This is a genomic window from Butyrivibrio sp. VCD2006 (assembly GCF_000423925.1).
Taxonomy (GTDB): Bacteria; Bacillota; Clostridia; order Lachnospirales; family Lachnospiraceae; genus Butyrivibrio.
On record NZ_AUIX01000008.1, the window covers coordinates 34,995 to 56,000 of the forward strand.

The 21,006-nt window shown below is 41.8% G+C and carries 16 protein-coding genes and 1 riboswitch; all 16 genes read left to right on the plus strand.

Annotated features, from left to right (window positions below; all coding sequences use genetic code 11):
• The first annotated feature begins 170 nt into the window (after positions 1 to 170).
• The 16 genes from G586_RS0105055 (at position 171) to cobT (ending at position 20,994) form a co-directional block, all read left to right on the plus strand.
• Positions 171 to 1,268 carry a sugar kinase gene (locus G586_RS0105055; protein ID WP_026526857.1) on the plus strand — a complete coding sequence of 366 codons (1,098 nt, stop codon included), beginning with the start codon at positions 171 to 173 and terminating at the stop codon, positions 1,266 to 1,268.
• Positions 1,269 to 1,561: 293 nt separating this feature from the next.
• Positions 1,562 to 2,587 carry an aldo/keto reductase gene (locus G586_RS0105060; protein ID WP_026526858.1) on the plus strand — a complete coding sequence of 342 codons (1,026 nt, stop codon included), beginning with the start codon at positions 1,562 to 1,564 and terminating at the stop codon, positions 2,585 to 2,587.
• Between the two features lie 143 nt (positions 2,588 to 2,730).
• Entirely contained in the window at positions 2,731 to 4,470 is a 1,740-nt protein-coding gene (locus G586_RS0105065; protein ID WP_026526859.1) for a methyl-accepting chemotaxis protein, read from the plus strand.
• 67 nt (positions 4,471 to 4,537) lie between these two features.
• Positions 4,538 to 4,800, plus strand: a riboswitch (cobalamin riboswitch).
• 785 nt (positions 4,801 to 5,585) lie between these two features.
• Entirely contained in the window at positions 5,586 to 6,749 is a 1,164-nt protein-coding gene (locus G586_RS27475) for a sirohydrochlorin cobaltochelatase (protein WP_051204590.1), read from the plus strand.
• A gap of 6 nt (positions 6,750 to 6,755) precedes the next feature.
• The gene (locus G586_RS21805; protein WP_051204549.1) at positions 6,756 to 8,273 is read left to right on the plus strand and encodes an ABC transporter substrate-binding protein; all 1,518 of its coding nucleotides are present in this window, start codon (positions 6,756 to 6,758) and stop codon (positions 8,271 to 8,273) included.
• A gap of 14 nt (positions 8,274 to 8,287) precedes the next feature.
• Positions 8,288 to 9,775: a cobyric acid synthase gene (locus tag G586_RS0105080; RefSeq protein WP_026526860.1), complete on the plus strand. Its 1,488-nt coding sequence runs from the start codon at positions 8,288 to 8,290 to the stop codon at positions 9,773 to 9,775.
• A gap of 2 nt (positions 9,776 to 9,777) precedes the next feature.
• A complete protein-coding gene (locus G586_RS0105085; protein WP_330363238.1) occupies positions 9,778 to 10,407 on the plus strand; it encodes a precorrin-8X methylmutase in 630 nt (209 codons plus the stop codon).
• Between the two features lie 349 nt (positions 10,408 to 10,756).
• Positions 10,757 to 11,887, plus strand: a complete 1,131-nt coding sequence (gene cbiD / locus G586_RS0105090; RefSeq protein WP_026526862.1) for a cobalt-precorrin-5B (C(1))-methyltransferase CbiD — start codon at positions 10,757 to 10,759, stop codon at positions 11,885 to 11,887.
• A gap of 17 nt (positions 11,888 to 11,904) precedes the next feature.
• Positions 11,905 to 12,675: a precorrin-4 C(11)-methyltransferase gene (gene cobM, locus G586_RS0105095; protein WP_026526863.1), complete on the plus strand. Its 771-nt coding sequence runs from the start codon at positions 11,905 to 11,907 to the stop codon at positions 12,673 to 12,675.
• Entirely contained in the window at positions 12,659 to 13,681 is a 1,023-nt protein-coding gene (locus G586_RS0105100; RefSeq protein ID WP_026526864.1) for a FecCD family ABC transporter permease, read from the plus strand. The genes cobM and G586_RS0105100 overlap by 17 nt, the downstream gene beginning before the upstream one ends.
• Positions 13,671 to 14,690 (plus strand): ATP-binding cassette domain-containing protein, encoded by a 1,020-nt coding sequence (locus tag G586_RS21810; RefSeq protein ID WP_051204550.1) that lies wholly within the window; start codon positions 13,671 to 13,673, stop codon positions 14,688 to 14,690. The genes G586_RS0105100 and G586_RS21810 overlap by 11 nt, the downstream gene beginning before the upstream one ends.
• Positions 14,677 to 15,708, plus strand: coding sequence for a cobalt-precorrin 5A hydrolase (locus G586_RS0105110; protein ID WP_026526865.1), 1,032 nt, complete (start codon positions 14,677 to 14,679; stop codon positions 15,706 to 15,708). The genes G586_RS21810 and G586_RS0105110 overlap by 14 nt, the downstream gene beginning before the upstream one ends.
• A 1-nt stretch (position 15,709) precedes the next feature.
• Entirely contained in the window at positions 15,710 to 16,450 is a 741-nt protein-coding gene (gene cobJ / locus G586_RS0105115; protein WP_026526866.1) for a precorrin-3B C(17)-methyltransferase, read from the plus strand.
• On the plus strand, positions 16,440 to 18,488 hold the full coding sequence (gene cobK, locus G586_RS0105120) for a precorrin-6A reductase (RefSeq protein WP_026526867.1): 2,049 nt from the start codon (positions 16,440 to 16,442) through the stop codon (positions 18,486 to 18,488). Before cobJ ends, cobK begins: the two co-directional genes overlap by 11 nt.
• Positions 18,481 to 19,878, plus strand: coding sequence for a cobyrinate a,c-diamide synthase (locus tag G586_RS21815; RefSeq protein ID WP_035772554.1), 1,398 nt, complete (start codon positions 18,481 to 18,483; stop codon positions 19,876 to 19,878). The genes cobK and G586_RS21815 overlap by 8 nt, the downstream gene beginning before the upstream one ends.
• Before the next feature lie 30 nt (positions 19,879 to 19,908).
• Positions 19,909 to 20,994: a nicotinate-nucleotide--dimethylbenzimidazole phosphoribosyltransferase gene (cobT, locus tag G586_RS0105130; protein WP_026526868.1), complete on the plus strand. Its 1,086-nt coding sequence runs from the start codon at positions 19,909 to 19,911 to the stop codon at positions 20,992 to 20,994.
• Positions 20,995 to 21,006: the final 12 nt, after the last annotated feature.

Genomic DNA, 21,006 nt, shown 5'->3' on the forward strand with positions numbered 1-21,006 from the left:
ATTTTGAGTTTTGATTATAAAAGGAGATTTCCAACTTTATTTGCCTTCCCCCTGGGGGGAAGGTGTCAGCGAAGCTGACAGATGAGGGGATCTATAGTAACCGCCAAACGCATTTACCGCTTACTATAGACTCCACAAGGATTATAATACAGAACAGGGAGACAAATAAAATGAATTTAAATCTTAAGGATAAGAAGGACTGTAAATATGATGCGGTATCACTCGGAGAGATCATGCTCCGCTTTGATCCCGGTGAAGGAAGAATTCGTACTGCCAGAGAATTCAAGGTTTGGGAAGGCGGCGGAGAGTACAATGTTATACGCGGACTTCGCAGATGCTTCGGTATGAACACAGGTGTTATTACAGCTTTTGCTGATAACGAAGTTGGTCACCTTGTTGAGGATTTTATTCTCCAGGGCGGTGTTGATACATCTCTTATTTATTGGAAGAAGACAGACGGTATCGGACGTGAGTGCAGAAATGGTCTTAATTTTGTAGAGAGAGGCTTTGGTATCAGAGGTGCTCTTTCATGTTCAGACAGAGCTAACACAGCAATCTCACAGGCAACTGACAAAGAATTCGATTTTGACTATATCTTCGGTGAGCTTGGCGTAAGATGGTTCCATACAGGCGGAATCTATGCAGCTCTTTCAGAGCAGTCTGCAGAAACAGTTGTTAAGGCTATTAAGACAGCTAAAAAGTATGGCACAGTTGTTTCTTACGACCTCAACTACAGAGCTTCCATGTGGTCTGCAATCGGTGGCAAGGAGAAGGCACAGGAAGTAAATAAAGAGATCGCTAAGTATGTTGACGTAATGATCGGTAACGAGGAAGATTTCACAGCATGTCTTGGATTCGAGATCGAAGGCAATGATGAAAATCTTAAGGAATTAAACCTTGATGGTTACAAGAAGATGATCGATGAAGCTGCAAAGGTTTATCCTAACTTCAAAGTAGTTGCAACAACTCTTAGAACTGTTAAGACAGCAACTGTTAATGACTGGTCAGCTCTCTGCTGGGCAGATGGAAATATCTACAAGGCTAAGGACTATAAGGGACTTGAGATTCTTGACAGAGTTGGTGGAGGAGACTCCTTCGCATCAGGGCTTATCTATGGCCTTATGACAACAGCAGATGCTGAGAAGGCTGTTAACTACGGCACAGCTCATGGCGCACTTGCTATGACAACACCCGGTGATACAACAATGGCTACACTTTCAGAGGTTGAAGCTATCATGGGCGGAGCAGGAGCTCGCGTTAAAAGATAATTAGTTATTTTTGTTAAAATATTTACCCACTTCCTAAAAAAGGGAGTGGGTTTTTTTATTCAAGAGGAAATTCCTTTGGATTTCCTCTTGAATAAAAAGCGCTCCGCTAAGGATGCGACTGGTGCGCAGATGAATTTTGCAAGCTAAAGCTTGCGCGCACCAGCGCGCAAAGAGTCGCGAGCGACTCTTTGTTCTATAAAAAATTAAGACATACAGAAAATAACTTAGAAAGCATGGGATGCATCTGATATAATTAGGTAGGCAAAGTGTTATGCAAATTTAGGAGGATTTCTATGAGAAATGTAACGTTAGGAAAAACAGGAATAGTAGTGCCGCAGAACGGCTTTGGTGCATTACCGATACAAAGAGATGATATGGAGACAAGTGTTAAAATTCTTCGCCGCGCCTATGAAGGTGGTATGAGATATTTTGACACTGCAAGAGCATATAGCGACAGTGAAGAAAAGCTTGGGGAAGCCTTCGATGGTATGCGCGATAAGATTTACATTGCGACCAAAACTACCGCCAAGACTCCCGAGGGATTCTGGAAGGATCTTGAAACCTCACTGAAAAATCTGAGAACTGATTATATTGATGTTTACCAGTTCCATATGGTTACTCAGTGCTACAAACCGGGAGACGGAACAGGTATGTATGAGTGCATGCAGGAGGCTAAAGCTAAGGGCATGATAAGACATATTGGAGTTACATCTCACAGAATTGCAGTAGCTATGGAATGCGTAGAATCCGGCCTGTATGAAACAATGCAGTTCCCCTTCAGTTATCTTGCCGATGAGAAGGATATTGCTCTGGTTAAGAAATGCGAGGAACTGAATGTAGGCTTTGTAGCTATGAAGGGACTTGCCGGAGGACTCATTACAAACTCTAAAGCAGCTATGGCATTTATGCTTGAGTATCCAAATGTTATTCCAATCTGGGGCATTCAAAGAGTGAATGAGCTTGAGGAATGGCTTGCATTTTTTGATAACGAGCCTGAGATGACATCTGAAATCAAGGCATTTATTGAAAATGAGAGAAAGGAACTCTCAGGAGATTTTTGCAGAGGCTGCGGTTATTGTCTGCCCTGTGCTGCAGGAATTGAGATAAATCAGTGTGCCAGAATGTCTCTGATGATCAGAAGAGCCCCCACTGCCGGATGGCTATCCGAAGAATGGCAGGAAAAAATGGCAAAGATAGACGATTGCATCAACTGCGGAGCATGCATGAGCAGGTGCCCCTACGGCCTCAACACCCCTGAACTCTTAAAGAAAAATCTGGTCGATTATAGAAGAGTAATAAGCGGAGAGATTACTGTTTGATATAATTATTATCTATTTATTAAAACATTATAAAACTTACTGTTTGGGCTGCTCAGAATATTGTGAATATTTCTACGATATTATATGATGCCATTAGGGATTATTATTTTTCTTGTTTTGTTTTTGGAGAGGGGGATTTTCATATGTCTACAGCAAGTCAAGCGCCGGTAATCCGCAAAAGAAAACTCATATACAAATTAATATTCATTGCTGTAGGTGCAATGGTTGGAATTGGTCTCGTGCTTAATATCATAAGTGGCTATGAGATCAATAGAATTTACAATTCCCTTGCAGAAGAAGAACTTAAGGCGACGGCGGAGCATCTCGCAAGTGAAATGAATAGCGTGTGGGATGGTGACTGGTCATATGAAGATGGCATTTTAAGAAAAGGTGAGCAGGACGTCTCTGAAGAATATGAAGAACTTATGGATGAGCTTCATAGTCAGACAAGTCTTGATTACACTATTTTTTACGGTGATACCCGTATCATCACAACTATTCTTAAAAAAAATACCACTGAGAGACTTGTTGGAACTAAGGCATCCGATAAGGTTATAAGCACAACATTAAAGGGTGGAGCTGATTATTACGCAAATAACCTGGTCATTGAGGGACAGAAGTATCTTGGATATTATGTACCAATAAAAAATGCTGATGGTTCAATAATAGGCATGGTATTTTCCGGAAGACAAAGTGAAGATATTACCAGAGCGATTACGAACATCATTCTCCTTCTTTCAATCATTACTGTTGTGATGGTAGTGGTGCTTGCCATTACAGGTGTTGTTATTGCCAATAACACATCAACTAAGATGCAGGGAATTGCTGCAGAGCTTGATAAACTATCGCAAGGTAAGATAAATCTTAATATTGATGAAGCAACAATAGCAAGAAAGGATGAGCTTGGTATTCTTGCAGACGGAGCCCAGACACTTAGCAATAAGCTTGGTGATGTTATAAGGACAACAGTTAAAATGTCAACCGAGCTTAAGAGAGAGGGAAGTGAGCTCTCGAATTCGGCAGGACAGGCTACTGAGGCTTCAGGACTTGTAAGTACCGCGGTTGATGAAATTGCAAAAGGTGCTGTAAGTCAGGCAGACAGCATAGAAAATGCTGCTAATAACACACAGAATATAGGCAATGATATTGAGAATATTGCCACCAATGTTGAACAGCTTGATGGTTATGCATCAGAGATGAAGGGTGCCTGTGATCAGGCTATGGAAGCTCTCGATAATCTAATAAGATCAAGTACCGAGGTTCAGAATTCCGTAAAAGAGATTGGCGAAACTATTGATTCAACAAATGAATCGGCAAAATCGATTTCAACTTTTTCTGAAGCCATCACAAGTATTGCATCACAAACCAATCTTTTGTCTCTTAATGCATCAATAGAGGCAGCAAGAGCAGGTGAGGCAGGAAAAGGCTTTGCGGTAGTTGCAACTGAGATAGGACAGCTTGCTGAACAGTCAAGTAAGAGTGCCGATGAGATTAAGAAAATTGTTGATAAACTGCTTGCTGATTCCGAAGCTTCAGTGGAAGTAATGCAGAAGCTAAGCGATAACTTCGGACAGCAGTCTGATCAGCTTGATGCGACCAAGGTGAACATGCAGACAATGGCACAGAATGTGGCTAATGTATCGACAAGTGCTGACAATATTGCAGGACTTGCCAATCAGCTTACAACAGCCAAGGATCAGCTTATTGAGATTATTGCTGATCTCTCTGCAATATCCCAGGAGAACGCTGCTTCATCGCAGGAGACTAATGCTTCCATGCAGGAGCTCAATGCTACATTTACAGTTATCAGCGAATCCGCAAGTGAGCTACAGCGCCTTGCTGATGATCTGACAGAAACAATAAGCTACTTCAGAGAGGATTAGAGGATTATCTCTTATATTCTTTGTAAATAGTTGTTGTACAGTTGGACATGTGCTATATTAGACGAATAAATTGAATAAGGCGGAAGGTGTTTGCGGGCATTTATGCTGCGCAAGTGAAAAGGGAAGCGGGTGAGAATCCCGCACGATCTCGTCACCGTGTTTTGAGAGCTGTTTTCTGACAGGTATAAGGAGCTTCATTTATATCTGACCCACTGAATTCGTTTGGGAAGGGAGAAAAAAGCGCATTGGTACACGCGATTATTTATGAATGTTTCGCGATACGCTATGGAATCAATCAGCCGGGAGACCTGCCTGTCGTCGTACATGGGAAACCAAGTCACGAGGAATTGACTGTACGAAGCTTATTATTGGATGGTGAATTATTTATCTCATCTTTAAGTATATGATGCTTAATTTTTGCCTTCTCCCAAGGGAGAAGGTGTCAGCGAAGCTGACGGATGAGGGGCCATACATTATTTTGCGTGCAAAAAGTTCTGACTTTGGTCAGAACTTTTTTGTTCATATAGTATCTTATGATGGGGACATTATCAAAAAGGAGAAAAATTATGAAAAAAAGAACACTGGCGGTCATTTTGGCTGCAATGATGGTTGTATCTGCCATGGCAGGATGCAGTGGGAAGAAAACAGAAAGTTCATCGGAAGCTACATCGGAGGTTTCAGAAGAGGCTGCAGAGGAAGTAAAAGATGAAGCAGATGAAGCAGATGAAGACGCAGAAGAGTCCGAAGAAGAAACAGAGGATGACGCAGAAGAGGAAGAAGTCGAATTAGATGATGAAGACTTCGAAGCAGAACTCGAAGATGGAACTTACCTGGCAAAATTCACTACTGACAGCTCCATGTTCCATGTAAATGAAGCATATAACGATTTGGGAATACTTACGGTTAAGGACGGCGAGATGACAATTCACATCGCACTTCCTTCCAAGAATATTGTTAATCTGTTCCCCGGAACAGCAGACGAGGCACAGGAGGATGGCGCAGAGCTTTTAGAGCCCACAACTGATACTGTAGAGTACGAGGATGGTACAACAGAAGAAGTTTATGGGTTTGACGTACCTGTTCCGGAATTAGATGAGCCCTTCGATCTTGCACTCATTGGAACAAAGGGAAAATGGTATGATCACGAAGTAACTGTATCTGATGTTCAGACAAAAGAAGAGGCTGATGCAGCAGCCGGAGCAGGAGATGATGATCAGGTGGCAGCGGATAATGTAGCAAAGCTTATTGATTCAATATATGTTCAGACCTGGACTGAGGAGACAGATTCTCTTTGTGCAGAAGCAAAGAAGGCATGGGATGCACTTACAGATGAGCAGAAAGAGCTTGTAGAGGGTGAAGATGCAGATCCCGATTACTTCGGAAGAGATACCGGTGATGCTTCAAAGGATGATCCGCTTAACGGTGATGATATAGGTGAGAACGAGCTTCTTGTTGTAAGCTTTGGCACCTCCTTCAATGACAGCAGAGCAGAGGACATCGGTGGTATTGAGAAAGCACTTGCTGCTGCATATCCGGACTGGTCAGTTCGCCGCGCTTTTACAGCACAGATAATCATCAATCACGTAAATGCAAGGGATGGAGAGAAGATTGACAATATGGAGCAGGCAATCCAGCGTGCCATCGATAATGGAGTAAAGAATCTTGTTGTTCAGCCCACACATCTTATGCACGGCGCTGAGTATGACGAGCTTATGGAAGTAGTTGAAAGTAATAAGGATAAATTCGAGTCTGTTGCAATCGCTGAACCTCTTCTTGGTGAAGTAGGAAAAGATGCAACTGTTATCAATGAGGATAAGGAAGCAGTTGCTAAGGCAATTACGGCAGAAGCTGTAAAAACAGCTGGGTTCGACAGTCTTGATGCTGCAAAGGAAGATGGCACAGCCTTCGTGTTCATGGGACACGGTACATCACATACAGCAAATGTAACTTATAACCAGATGCAGACTCAGATGGATAAGCTCGGATACGAGAATGTATTTATCGGAACCGTTGAAGGCGAGCCTGAGGAAACAGAGCTTTCAAATGTAATAAGCAAGGTAAAGGAAGGCGGATATAAGAAGGTTATTCTTCGTCCCCTTATGGTTGTTGCAGGTGATCATGCTAACAACGATATGGCAGGTGATGACGATGATTCCTGGAAGAGCGGCTTTGAAGCTGATGGATCCTTCGAGAGCATAGAATGTCAGATTGCCGGTCTTGGCGGAATAGAGGATGTTCAGAAAATTTATGTAGAGCACACAGGAGCTGTAATCAAGTAACAGGTTATGGAAAAAAGGCGGGAAATATTTCTTTTCATAAAAAGTACAATGTTATTCCTGCTGATCACGGTATTTATGGCAGGATGCGGCGGTATTTCCGATGGGGAGTACGCCGCATCTGTCACTTTATCGGGTGGCAGCGGGAGAGCATATATAGAGAGTCCCTGTAAGATAACTATCGAGAACGGTAAGGCTACTGCTGACATTTTTTGGAGTAGCAGGAACTATGATTATATGATCGTGGATGGTGAGACCTACTATCCTGTGAATACGGATGGGAATTCCGAATTCATAATTCCCGTTAAGCTGGATGAGGATATGGCTGTAAAGGCTGATACTGTTGCCATGAGTACGCCGCATCTTATTGAGTATACTTTGAGATTTTCGATTATATCTGATGGGGCGGATGCTGCTAAAACAAATGCATCACAAGGGGCCAGAGATGAAGCCGACGCGGCAGTTGCGGATAATATGGATGCGCCTGAGATTTCGGGACTTACATATGTATCAACTGATGAAAATGACTATGCATCATGCTTTGCCATACACCGATACAGTAAGGATTATTCTTTGATATGTGTGGATGATGGAAGAAAGTATCTTATCGTTCCTGAAGATGAAGATGAATCGGGGCTGGATGTTTCAGGCTTTATTGTTCTGAAAAGACCTTTGAACAGAGTTTATCTTGCTGCTTCAAGTGTCATGTGCCAGTACGATGCTTTATCTGCAATAGATGACATCATACTATCAGGACTTGACAGGGATGGATGGTATATTGAATCGGCAGTTCAGGCAATGGACGAGGGCAGACTTGTTTATGGCGGCAAATACAGTGCGCCTGATTATGAAAAAATGGTAATGGATGAAGTGAACCTTGCCATTGAAAACACGATGATTTTTCATACACCTAAGGTTCAGGAAAAGATAGAACAGCTTGGTATTCCTGTATTTATAGACAGATCCAGCTACGAGCCCTGGCCTCTTGGACGATGTGAATGGGTAAGGGTTTACGGACTTATATCAGGCAAAGAAAAAGAAGCAGCTGAAGCCTTTGAAGAACAAAAGAAGCTTGTGGAGGCATTATCGGATATTCAGCTATCCGATAAAACCGTAGCTGTCTTTTCAGTTAATTCTAATCATCAGATTGTAACAAGAAAGATAAATGATTACTTTTCAAAGATGATAGAAAAAGCAGGAGGAAGCTATATCGCACCGGGAGGAAGCGATGATGGTAAGGCAAACTCACAGATAACTATAAGTACGGAAGAGTTTTACAATTATGCTGAAAACGCTGATATTCTAATCTATAACGCGACCATCGAGGATGAACCTGAATCTCTGCAAAGCCTGATGGACATGGATATAACCTTTAAAAATTTTAAGGCATTTAAAGAGGGCAAGGTTTATTTCACTGATAAAGCGCTTTATCAGTATGCATATAAAACAGGTACGATCATCGATAGCCTAAATAAAATAATAGTAGATGATGTAGAAGATACGGAATTCTTCCACAAACTAAAATAAAGGATCAGGATATTATGGCAAAAAATCTAATGATCCAGGGCACTATGTCCGGGGCAGGAAAAAGCATATTGACCGCAGGAATCTTAAGAATCCTCAAACAGGATGGATACAGGGTTGCTCCTTTTAAATCCCAGAACATGGCACTGAATTCCTTTGTTACAAAAGATGGAAAGGAAATCGGAAGGGCTCAGGCACTCCAGGCTGCAGCAGCGGGAATAGAGCCTTCATCTGATATGAATCCAATCCTTTTAAAGCCTATGGGAGATACGACTTCCCAGGTAATAATTAATGGAATACCTTACGGTAACATGAGAGCAGCGGAGTATTTTAAGATGAAAACTAAGTTTATTCCGGACATAAAAGCTGCTTACGAAAGGCTTGCAAAAGATAGCGATATAGTTGTGATTGAAGGTGCAGGAAGTCCTGTCGAGATAAATCTTAGGGAAAATGATATTGTGAACATGGGGCTTGCAAATATTCTTGATGCACCGGTTTTACTTGCGGGGAATATTGATCCGGGCGGAGTGTTCGCTCAGCTTCTCGGAACGGTTAATTTGATGCCTGAGGATGAGAGAGCGAGGATTAAAGGGCTCATTATAAACAAGTTCAGAGGAGATGTTTCTTTACTTGAACCCGGATTATCAATGTTTAAGCCATATTGTGATATCCCCTTTGCAGGCGTGGTTCCATACGTTGACCTTGATCTCGATGAAGAAGACAGCGTATCTGAGAGACTTGTTATAAATAAAAAATCAGAAATTAACAGCAAGGTTAGCATAGTAGTTGTAAGGCTTCCGTTCATAAGTAATTACACTGACTTTACTATTCTCGAAGGTATACCGGGTGTCAGCCTTTCATATATAAACAGTTCTGATGCATTGGAAAAAGCTGACATTATTATTATTCCCGGAACTAAAAACACACTCTCTGATATTCGATGGCTTAAGGAAACCGGGCTTTATAGCAAGATTATTGAATGCTCAAATAAGGGAAGTCTTATTATCGGAATCTGTGGTGGCTTCCAGATGCTTGGTGATAGTATTTATGATCTTAGCGGTGAAGAGGGCGGAGGAGATGAGAAGGGATTAACTCTCCTTCCTATAAAGACAGAATTTAAGAAGGATAAGACCTTAAAACAGGTTAAGGTAAAATTGTGTGACCTTGAAGGTAGCTATAAGCCGCTTTCAGGAACTGAGGTCTCAGGTTATGAAATTCATATGGGTGAGAGCATTATTGAAAGAGAAGGTGCTTCGAAGTCTATACGTGATATACTCGTTATTTCAAATGAAAATGTTCTTGGTACATATATACACGGCTTTTTTGATGAGCCGGAACTGACTAAGAAGCTGCTGCAGATTGTGTATGACAGAAAGGGCATTAAGGAGAAGGTTCCTGAAATTGAAGGCGCCTTAGTACACCAAAACAGAGAGCTGGACAGACTTTCTGATGTACTGCGGGATAGTCTTGACTGGAAGCTTATCTATAGTGCGATTGGGATATGAGGATGACGGAAATTAAACATATAAAACCTTCCGATATAGAGAAGGAGAGCTTTAATATCATTCGAAATGAACTTGAGGAAATGGGTAAGGAGATTGACAAAGTACTTGAGCCGACGGTTATTCGTGTCATACATACCACAGCTGATTTTGAATATGCTGATACTATGGAATTTTCAGAAGGCGTTATAGAAAAAGCGAAGGATGCCATTAAGCGCGGTGCCCACATCGTTACGGATACCAACATGGCACTTTCAGGGATAAATAAAAAGACTCTGGAAAAGTATGGCGGAATGGTTCACTGTTTTATGGCTGATGAAGATGTAGCAGATGAGGCCAAGTCGAGAAACGTGACAAGAGCTTATGTAAGCATGGAGAAGGCTGCAAAAATAGATGCGCCTCTTATCTTTGCAATTGGTAATGCACCAACCGCACTTATAAAGCTCCGCGAACTAATGGATGAGGAAGAATTTAAGCCGGAGCTAATAATCGGCGTACCGGTTGGATTTGTTAACGTGGTTGAGGCCAAGGAACTCATTCTGGGCAGTGATGTGCCTTACATCGTAAACAGAGGCAGGAAGGGCGGAAGCGGCGTAGCTGCGGCCATATGTAATTCTATACTGTATAATATATAACCCCTCATCCGGCGCTACGCGCCACCTTCCCCCAGTGGGGGAAGGCATATGGGGATAGCAATCTTATATGTATTGATACCTTCCTGCTTAGGAAAAAATAAAGAATAGTTTTATAGCCTTCCCCTAGTGGGGGAAGGCATATGGGGATAGCAATCTTATATGGATTGATACCTTCCTGTTTAGGAAAAAATAAAGAATAGTTTTATAGCCTTCCCCCAGTGGGGGAAGGCATATGGGGATAGCAATCTTATATGGATAAATACCTTCCTGCTTAGGGGAAAAAAAGAATAGTTTTATAGCCTTCCCCCACTGGGGGAAGGTGGCGCGTAGCGCCGGATGAGGGTAATAAATGGAACCTCTATACGTAGAAAAAGCCGGAAAAAAATTAAGATGCGGATACACCACAGGAAGCTGCGCAGCCGCAGCTTCCAAGGCAGCACTAAAAATGCTCCTTACATGCGACGACATACATACTGTGAGTATCAAAACTCCAAAAGGCCCGGTATATACCGCTGAAATAATGGATATAAAAAGGGAAAAAGATTCAGTCTCCTGTGCTGTAATAAAGGACGGAGGCGATGACCCTGATGTTACGACAGGTGCATATATTTATGCGAAGGTTACCATAAAAGACGAAGAAGGAATTGCAATAGACGGCGGCCACGGAGTAGGAAGAGTGACTAAGCCGGGACTTGATCAGAAAATCGGAGAAGCCGCGATAAACTCTGTTCCAAGGAAAATGATAAAGGAGAATATCCTTGAAGTACTTAATGAGTTCGATGCGGTAAATAGAGGAGTTCAGGTTATCATAAGTGTCCCCAGGGGAGAGGAGATAGCAGAGAAAACATTCAACCCAAAGCTTGGTATTGTCGGTGGAATATCTATTTTAGGAACCACAGGAATTGTTGAACCCATGAGCGATGATGCTATTGTTCAAACTATAAGAACCGAGATCAGGATGAGAAAAGCTGAAGGAAGAAGCACCCTTCTTGCAGCACCCGGGAATTACGGACTTTCATTTTTATCGGAGAAATATCAGATGGATGAAAGCATTCCGGTCATGAGCTCAAACTTTATTTACGATACAGTTAGGATTGCTCTCGAGGAGGGCTTTGAGAAGCTTTTATTTGTCGGGCATATAGGTAAGCTTGTCAAGGTTGCAGGTGGAATAAAAAATACACACTCGATGTATGGTGATCACAGAATGGAAATCCTATCAGATTTATCAAGGAACTATCTTAATCTTGACAGTGAGCTTTCAGAGTGTGTGATGACAGATGAGGCTGTGAGGATAATTTCACAGGCCGAAATATCAGATAAAGTTTTTCCGAGGATGGCCAATGAAATTAAGAGAAACATGGAAGCCTGGGCTGATGGAAAAATGGATATAGAGATAATTGTTTTTTCTAATGAGAACGCAGAGCTTGTAAGTACAAAAGATGCGCATGATTTTCTTACGGATACTTTGAGTATTAAATAATCAGGTACGAGGATAATATGGTACATTTTGTTGGTGCAGGTCCCGGGGCACCGGACCTTATCACTTTAAGAGGAAAAAAGCTTTTGGAAGAGGCAGACGTGATCATTTATGCGGGATCACTTGTTAATCCTGCCCTTTTGTCTTATGCAAAAGAAAGCTGTGAGATATATGACAGCAGCAGGCTTAACCTCGAAGAAGTTATAGAGATTACTAAAAAAGCAGACAGTGATTCCAAAACAATTGTAAGACTCCATACAGGTGACCCATGTTTATATGGAGCAATAAGAGAGCAGATGGATGAACTGGATAAGCTGAAAATAGCTTATGATGTGACGCCCGGTGTCAGCTCATTTTGCGGGGCTGCAGCTGCACTCAATATGGAATACACGCTACCGGGGATAACCCAGAGTGTAATTATTACAAGAATTGACGGAAGGACACCTGTGCCTGAAAGTGAGAAGGTAGAGGAACTTTCAAAGCATGGTGCAACCATGGTGTTCTTTTTATCCGCAGGAGATGCCGAAGGCTTGAAACGGCGCCTCATTGATTCAGGGGTTACGGGTGATACACCCTGCGGAGTTGTATACAAAGCAACCTGGGAGGATGAGGATAAGCTTACTTGCAAATTATCTGAACTTCCGGAGAGAATGGCGGAGCATGGAATAAAAAAGACTGCTCTGATAATTGTAGGTAACGCGGTGGCACAGTCCGGGTATGAAAAGTCCAGACTTTATGCTGCGGATTTTACTACAGGGTATCGAAAGGGTACTGATGCAAAAGAAGATTAACAGCCGTATGGTAATAGTATTTGTGATTCTTGTAGTGCTGGTTATATTTTCCTTTTTGATAAATCTATGCATGGGAAATGTACAGATGGATCTTAAAACAATAACACAGATACTTATCACCGGAGCAGGCGATGAAAAAAGCAAAAACATAATAATGGATATAAGACTGCCAAGAGCAATAATGACCTTGGTTTTGGGAGGAGCTCTTGCGGTATCGGGATTTTTACTGCAGACATATTTTTCAAATCCCATAGCAGGTCCCTATATTCTTGGAATATCCTCCGGCGCAAAAATGACGGTTGCACTGTTTTTGATCTTCGTTGTCGGAACAACAGGAAGATCCTCATCTGGACTTCTGATAATCGCAGCCTTTGTCGGCTCCATAATTGCGACAGGTTTTATTATTCTTATTTCAAGAAGTGTAAAGAATATGGCATCGCTTCTTGCAGCAGGAATTATGATAGGCTACATCTGCAGTGCTGTGACGGATTTTCTTATCGCATTTGCGGACGATTCTGATATTGTCAATCTTCACAGCTGGTCGCAGGGAAGCTTTTCAGGCTCAAATATGAATGGAGCCTTTTACAGTATCATCATTGTAGGAATCTCAATGATATTTGTAATGATTCTCTCAAAGAGCCTTGATGCCTTCAGACTTGGGGAAAACTATGCAAGAAGCGTGGGAGTAAATATCAGGCTGTGCAGGGTGGTGATAATCCTTTTATCAAGCATTTTGTCAGCGTGTGTCACAGCTTTTGCAGGTCCCGTCTCGTTTATTGGAATAGCTGTTCCTTTTTTAATGAGAGAATCCTTGAAATCATCAAAGCCAATTGTTTTGATACCTGCATCTTTTCTGTCGGGATCAATATTTTGTCTAATAAGTGATCTAATAGCAAGAAGAATATTTGCACCCACTGAACTGAACATTTCCGCAGTAACTTCATTGTTCGGAGCGCCAATAGTTATTTTTATGATAATCAGGAGACACAGGAATCATGAAAATTGAAAACCTTAAAGCGGGCTATCATAAAAATATAATAGTAAAGGACTTTAGCCTGGATATTAAAAAGGGAGAGATTATATCCCTGATAGGGCCAAACGGCGGAGGAAAATCAACTCTTCTAAAGACCATATCCGGACAGATAAAGTCTCTTGGTGGAACGGTTTATCTAGGAGAGCATGACTTAAAGCATATACCCTTAAAGGAACTCTCAAAGAGAATGTCTATTGTTACAACCGAGAGAGTAAAGCCTCAGCATATGACCTGCAAGGATGTGGTTCTCTCGGGAAGACTTCCTTATAGTGACAGCTTCGGACTGTTTGGAGATAAGGATTTTGAAGTTGCCACAAGAGCAATGGAACTCATGAAAATAGAAGAGCTTTCTGAAAAGCCTTATGAAGCCTTAAGTGATGGACAAAAGCAGAGAGCACTTATAGCAAGGGCCATTAGCCAGGAGCCTGAATATCTTATCATGGATGAACCCACATCATATCTTGATATCAGACATAAGATGGAGCTTATGGAAGTTTTAAGAAAGCTCTCCGGTGATGGCACAACGATTGTAATGTCTCTTCATGAACCTCAGCTTGCGCTTAAGATATCTGACAGAGTTCTCACTGTGGATCAGTCCGGGAATGTTAATTGCAAAGAGCCAGCAGAAATACTCGGGTCCGGGCTCATAAAGGAGCTTTATGGACTAAATGATGAGATGTACAGTGAAGTCAAACAGCAGCTCCAAATCTGTATAGCTGAAAAAAACGAAGATAAGGTAAGGCATTCATCATACTTTCTTAATAAGCAGTGTGAGTATTACCCATGTCACGACTTGGATGAAGAGAGCTTTAGCTGCATGTTCTGCTATTGCCCCCTCTATGACATGGAGGACTGCGGCGGAGAATATACCTATACGGAAAAAGGTGCAAAAAATTGCAAAAATTGCACGTTCCCCCATAAGAAGGAAAACTATGGAGCAGTCATAAAAAAGCTCAAGGAAAAAATGTATGGAAAGCATTGAAGTAGGACAATACAAATTTATATGCTTCACTGATGTCGGAAGACAGCTGATGATCAGTCTGTGCGAGAGTCTGTATAAGGTTACGGCACAGAATATTGATGAGCCCTTTGAGCTTGATGTAAAAAGCCTAAGCGACTGGACAAAGAAAAATTTTCAGAAGGGAAGCATACTTGTATATATAGGTGCTGTAGGAATAGCTGTGAGAGCTATCGCTCCCTATGTAAAGGATAAGACGACTGACCCTGGAGTTGTTGTGATTGATGAACAGGGAAGGTTTGTTATCCCGATTTTATCAGGACACATAGGAGGTGCAGTAGACGCAGCTAAAATGCTATCAGAAATCATCGGTGCAACAGCTGTTGTCACGACTGCAACAGACGGAAGAGGTGAGTTTTCTGTAGATGTGTTTGCGAAAAAGAACGATCTTTCCATAAACAATATGGTTAAGGCAAAAGAGTTTACGGCATCTCTCTTAAAAACCGGCAAGGAAACTTACAGTATTGATAGCAGGTTTAGCAGCGAACTTTACGTAGCTGGAATTCCCGAAAACATAGAGTACATAGCTGATGACAAAGAGGAAGGCTTCTGTATTTCTGCTAGAGACAGAGAAGACATACTATGCCTTATCCCAAAGTGCATCGTAGCAGGTGTCGGATGCAGAAAGGGAAAAAGCTATGAGGAGCTTAATGACTTTTTACTTGAGGTCTTGAGAAATGAGAATATCGATATAAGGGCTTTGAAGGCTTTATGTTCAATTGATCTTAAAAAGGATGAAGCAGGGATAAAAGATCTTTCCGAGGCTTTGCAAATCACCTTTGAAACCTTCAGTTCAGATGAGTTGATGGAACAGGAGGGCGACTTTTCATCATCATCTTTTGCTCTGGAAGTAACAGGAGCGGATAACATATGCGAGCGATCTGTAATGGCCTATGGCTGTAAGCGAATTATCCTGAAAAAGACAACAAAAAACGGAATGACCATAGCCTTGGGAATCATGGATACTATCATGGAGAACTGATATGCAGGAAAAGAGATTAAGTGTTGTGGGCATAGGCCCCGGTAATCTTGATGATATGACAATACGAGCACAGCGTGTGCTTTCGGAGAGCGACTATATAGTTGGATACACAGTTTATTGCGATCTTGTCAGACCGCTTTTTCAGGATAAGGAATACATAAGCACTCCGATGATGACTGAAGAAAAGAGAGTCAGGATGGCTCTTGAAAAGGCAGCTGAGGGATATAAGGTTGCTCTTATATGCAGCGGTGATGCCGGAGTTTATGGGATGGCAGGACTTGCTGCCTCAATGGCTAAGGAGTTTGAAGATGTCAGCGTTTGCGTGATTCCGGGAGTTACTGCAGCTTTAAGCGGAGCTGCACTTTTGGGGGCACCTCTTATACACGATTTTTGCCTAATAAGCCTTAGTGATCGCCTGACACCTATGGAATTGATTGAAAAGAGACTTAGGGCTGCCACAGAAGCAGATATGGTCATTGTTTTATACAATCCCGAGAGTAAAAGCAGAAGCGGATACCTTGCCCATGCCTGCGATATTATTCTTGAAAATGCAGAACCTTCAAGGATTTGCGGAATAGTAAAAAACATAGGAAGAGACAAAGAAGAGAAAAGAGTAATGACTCTTCTTGAGCTAAAGGAAGCAGATGCCGATATGTTTTCAACTGTTTTTATAGGGAATTCAACTACCAGAAGAATTGAGGATTTGATGGTAACATCAAGAGGTTATAAAAGTGAAGGATAAGATACTGTTATTCGGTGGAACTACAGAGGGAAGGAAGCTTTCTGATATTTTACGAGGGGCAGATATTCCGCATACTGTCAGCGTTGCGACCAGGTATGGGGAGGAAATACTGCGCGACTGCGGAGAGAATGATCTTCTTGTGGGAAGAAAGAATGCAAAAGATATCGAGGAGCTTATAAAAAATGAGGGATATTCAATTGTAGTTGATGCTACGCATCCCTTTGCTACCCTGGCCTCAGCTGAGATTAAAAAGGCCTGCGATAATCTGAAGGTAGAATATCTTCGCCTTTCCAGAAATACCGGAAAAAGTGAAGGACAAAACGAACTGCTAAAGTATGTAAGATCTCTTGATGAAGCAATAGAAGAACTAAAGAAATTCTCGGGGAATATTCTCCTTCTTACGGGAAGTAAGGATCTTAATACAATTGCTGAGAGGTTGCAGGACACAGAAAGAATTTACGCAAGAGTTCTACCAAATGAGGATAGCATTAGGAAATGCAGTGAGGCAGGTCTTTTTGGTAAGCAGATAATTGCCATGCAGGGACCCTTTTCCAAGGCCATGAACATAGCTCTTATAAAAGAGATAGGAGCAGAAGTGATCCTTACTAAGGAGAGTGGAAGGACCGGAGGACTTTATGAAAAACTAGAAGCGGCTAATGAGTGTAATGTAAACGCAATTGTTATAAAAAATCCGGAGAGTCTTACAGAAGAAGCGTCGCATTATGACCTTGAGGATATTGTGTTAAAGGTCTCTGAGCTTATAGGAATAGACATTAAGTCTTTTAAAACAAATAATTCCGATGATAAAAAGGTGATCACTCTTGCAGGAATAGGCCCCGGGAAGGAATATTATTTCACTAAAGAGTGCAGGCAGGCTATTGATTCTGCAGATGTAATTTTCGGAGCAGAATCAGTGGTTTCAAGGATTGAGAGAAAAGATAAGGTTATCGTTCCTAAGTATAAGGGTGAAGATATACTCGAGTACCTTGAAAACAATAAGGGATATGCTAATCCTGTGGTCTTGTATTCCGGTGATATAAGTCTTTGCAGCGGTGCAAAAAAAGGAACCGATATCTTTGAAAAAAACGGCTATAGAGTAAAGCTGATATCCGGTATTTCTTCTGTGTCTCTTTTTGCAAAAGCATTAAGACTCTCGCTTGAGGATGTAAGGGTTGTCAGCGCCCATGGAAGAGAATGTAATGTGATTGGCTATGTAAGAAGTGAGTCGCAGCTAATAATCCTTCCCTCAGATGTAAAGCATGCAGACGAAATATGCAAAGGAATTCTGGATATCTCCGAGAGAATCAGTATTGGCTATGAGCTTGGAACTGATCTTGAAAAAATATATGAAGTGTCTGATGAGCGAGGTCTTGATGAATTTGTACAAAATGAAAAAGGCAAGTGCCTTATATATGTAAAGAGCAGGGCAGCATGTGAAATTCCGGTTTGCAGGGGGCTTTCCGATGACGAGATAATTCGCGGAAAGGTTCCGATGACAAAGGAAGAGATCAGGGCACTTTCAATCAGAAAACTATCGCTTACAAGGGATGCTGTGCTCTATGACATTGGAGCAGGAACCGGATCTATATCTCTTGAAGCTGCAATGTCAGCAACCGGGATAAAGGTGTATTCAATTGAGAAAAATGCGGAAGGAATCGAACTTCTAAAGAAGAACAGAGATAAATTTTCTCTCACCAATATGGAAGTAGTAGAAGGAATCGCACCTGATGCACTTGCCGGTCTCCCTTCGCCCACACATGTATTTATAGGTGGAAGCAGCGGTAACATGAAGGATATATTGGATGCTGTTCATTCTAAAAATGAATACGCAAGGATAGTGATTAATTGTGTTACTCTCGAAACCTTTTCAGAGCTTATACAAATTATAAATGAAGAGGAAAAGAAGTGTCCGGAATATAGGACGGATATAATTCAGATTGGTGTAACAAGGTTTAAAAAAGCCGGTAACTATCATTTATCAAATGCACTTAATCCTGTTTATATCGTTACAATTCAAAAGGTGAAAATAGATGAGTGAAAAGAAGACTTTTCCAAGAGTTGTTATAAGTGCGCCAAAGAGTGGGAGCGGAAAGACTCTTATTACCTGTGCGGTTTTGAGGCTCCTTGAAAGAAAGGGCTATAAGCCTGCATCCTTTAAGTGCGGGCCTGACTATATAGACCCTATGTTTCATAAGACCGTATTAAGGATTCCTTCAAGAAATCTGGATCTTTTTCTGATGGGAAAAGACGGTGTAAAAACCGTTTTGAGCAAAGGCTCGCATGGTCGTGACATCGGGATCATAGAGGGTGTCATGGGGTACTATGACGGTATGAGTGCGACCTCCATGGAGGGATCATCATATGACCTCTCAAGACTTACGGAGTCTCCGACAATTCTTGTTATTGATTGTAAGGGAATGAGCAGATCGATATTACCTATGATCAAGGGATTTTGTGACTACGATACCGGAAAAACGGATGATCATTTAACCGGAAAAAGAAATAATATTCAGGGACTTATCCTCAATAATATTTCTGACAGGTTATCGGATGAGCTATCGGAGCTGATACTTAAAGAGACTGGGATTCCTGTGATAGGGCATCTCCCAGCACTTAAGGATATAGAGATAGGAAGCAGGCATTTAGGCCTTGTTATGCCCTCTGAGATCCCGGGTATTTTGTCCGTGATATACAGATTTACCGACGAACTGGAAGAGAGATTTGATTTTGATAGGTTCATGAAAATTGCAAACAGTGCAGCGGATATAGAGGAAAATGAAAGCTTTTACAGGGAGGATACAAAAAAGAAAGTAGTGAAAATCGGAGTCGCGAGAGATGAGGCCTTCTGCTTTTACTATGAGGATAATCTTGATCTTTTGAAGGAGATGGGAGCTGAACTTGTGAATTTCTCCCCAATACATGAAAGTGTTCTTCCGGATGTATCCGGACTTATTCTCGGAGGCGGATATCCTGAGCTTTATGCTAAGGAGCTTTCAGCTAATACGAAGATGCTGCAAAGTATCAAGAATGCAGCAGAATCCGGAATGCCGATGCTGGCTGAATGCGGCGGCTATTTATATTTAAAGAACAGGCTTAGTGACCCTGAAGGAATAACCTATGAGATGGCAGGTGTCTTAGAGGGTGATGCTTATATGACGGAAAGCCTTTCTCACTTTGGATATGTGAATGTATCTGCAAAAGAGGATAATCCATACCTTGAATCCGGAAAGATAATCAAAGCACATGAATATCATTATTGTGATACCACAGATAACGGAAGTATCTGCGATGTAAAAAAGCCTACAGGAAACAGATCATGGACAGGATACCAGGTATCGCAGAATGTATTTGGCGGCTTTGCTCATCTTTACTATCCATCATGCCAGAGCTTTATTGGCAGATTTCTTGAAGCTGCAGCTTTGGCTTGAATCATTTTATTTGAAGGTCAGAATATACTAATGAATTATGAAGAACTGCTAAACATAATAATAAAAAAGCCTGATGACAGCGTCTATAGAACTGTAAAAAAGGAATGGGATCGTATATCAAAGCCTCTGGACGGACTGGGAGATTTTGAAGAACTCATCTGCAGGATTGCCGCGATAAGAGGCACTGAAAATCCTACTATAGAAAAACGCACCGCTGTGATCTTTTGCTCTGATAACGGCATTGTAGATGAGGGAATATCGCAAAGCACCAAGGAGATAACCAAATCTGTAGCCATAGCTCTTGGGAGCGGAATAAGCTCCGCCTGCACCTTGGCAAAGAGTGCAGGGGTGACTGTACTTCCCGTTGATGTCGGAATAGATTGTGATGAAAAAATCGAAGGCGTAAGGGATATGAAGGTTTCAAAAGGAACAAGGAATTTTCTTAAGGAACCGGCCATGACTGAGGAAGAGGTGCTTAAAGCAATAGAAGCAGGTATGAATGTTGTAAAGGAACTTTCAGAGCAGGGAGTGGAGATTATTTCCACAGGAGAAATGGGAATAGGAAATACCACAACATCAGCCGCGGTTTTATCTGAAATTCTTGAAATTGACAGTGATATGGTTACGGGAAGAGGCGCAGGTCTTGACGATGATGGGCTTTTGAGAAAAAAGCAGGTTATAAAAGAAGCCTGCGAGAAGTACAGCTTTGATGACTGGAAGCCTTCTGACGGCAGAGAGTGCGATAGAGCTTTTAAGGTTTTGCAGACACTTGGAGGTCTCGACATTGCAGCACTTACAGGTACCTTTATTGGTGGTGCTCTAAATAATATTCCAATTGTGATAGATGGAGTAATAAGTGCCACAGCTGCCCTTGTGGCAGATAGGCTCATCCCCGGTGTGAAGGATTATGCCATTGCCTCACATCAGGGACGTGAAGCAGGATGTCTTCTGGCACTTAAAGAGCTTGACCTTCCCACATATATTTGCGGAAATATGGCGCTTGGAGAGGGCACGGGAGCACTGATGCTGTTTCCTGTTTTGGATATGGTGCTTGATTTTTATAATAATGCAGCAAAATTCAGTGATTATAAGATAGATGAATACCAAAGGTTCTGACTTATAAGGAAC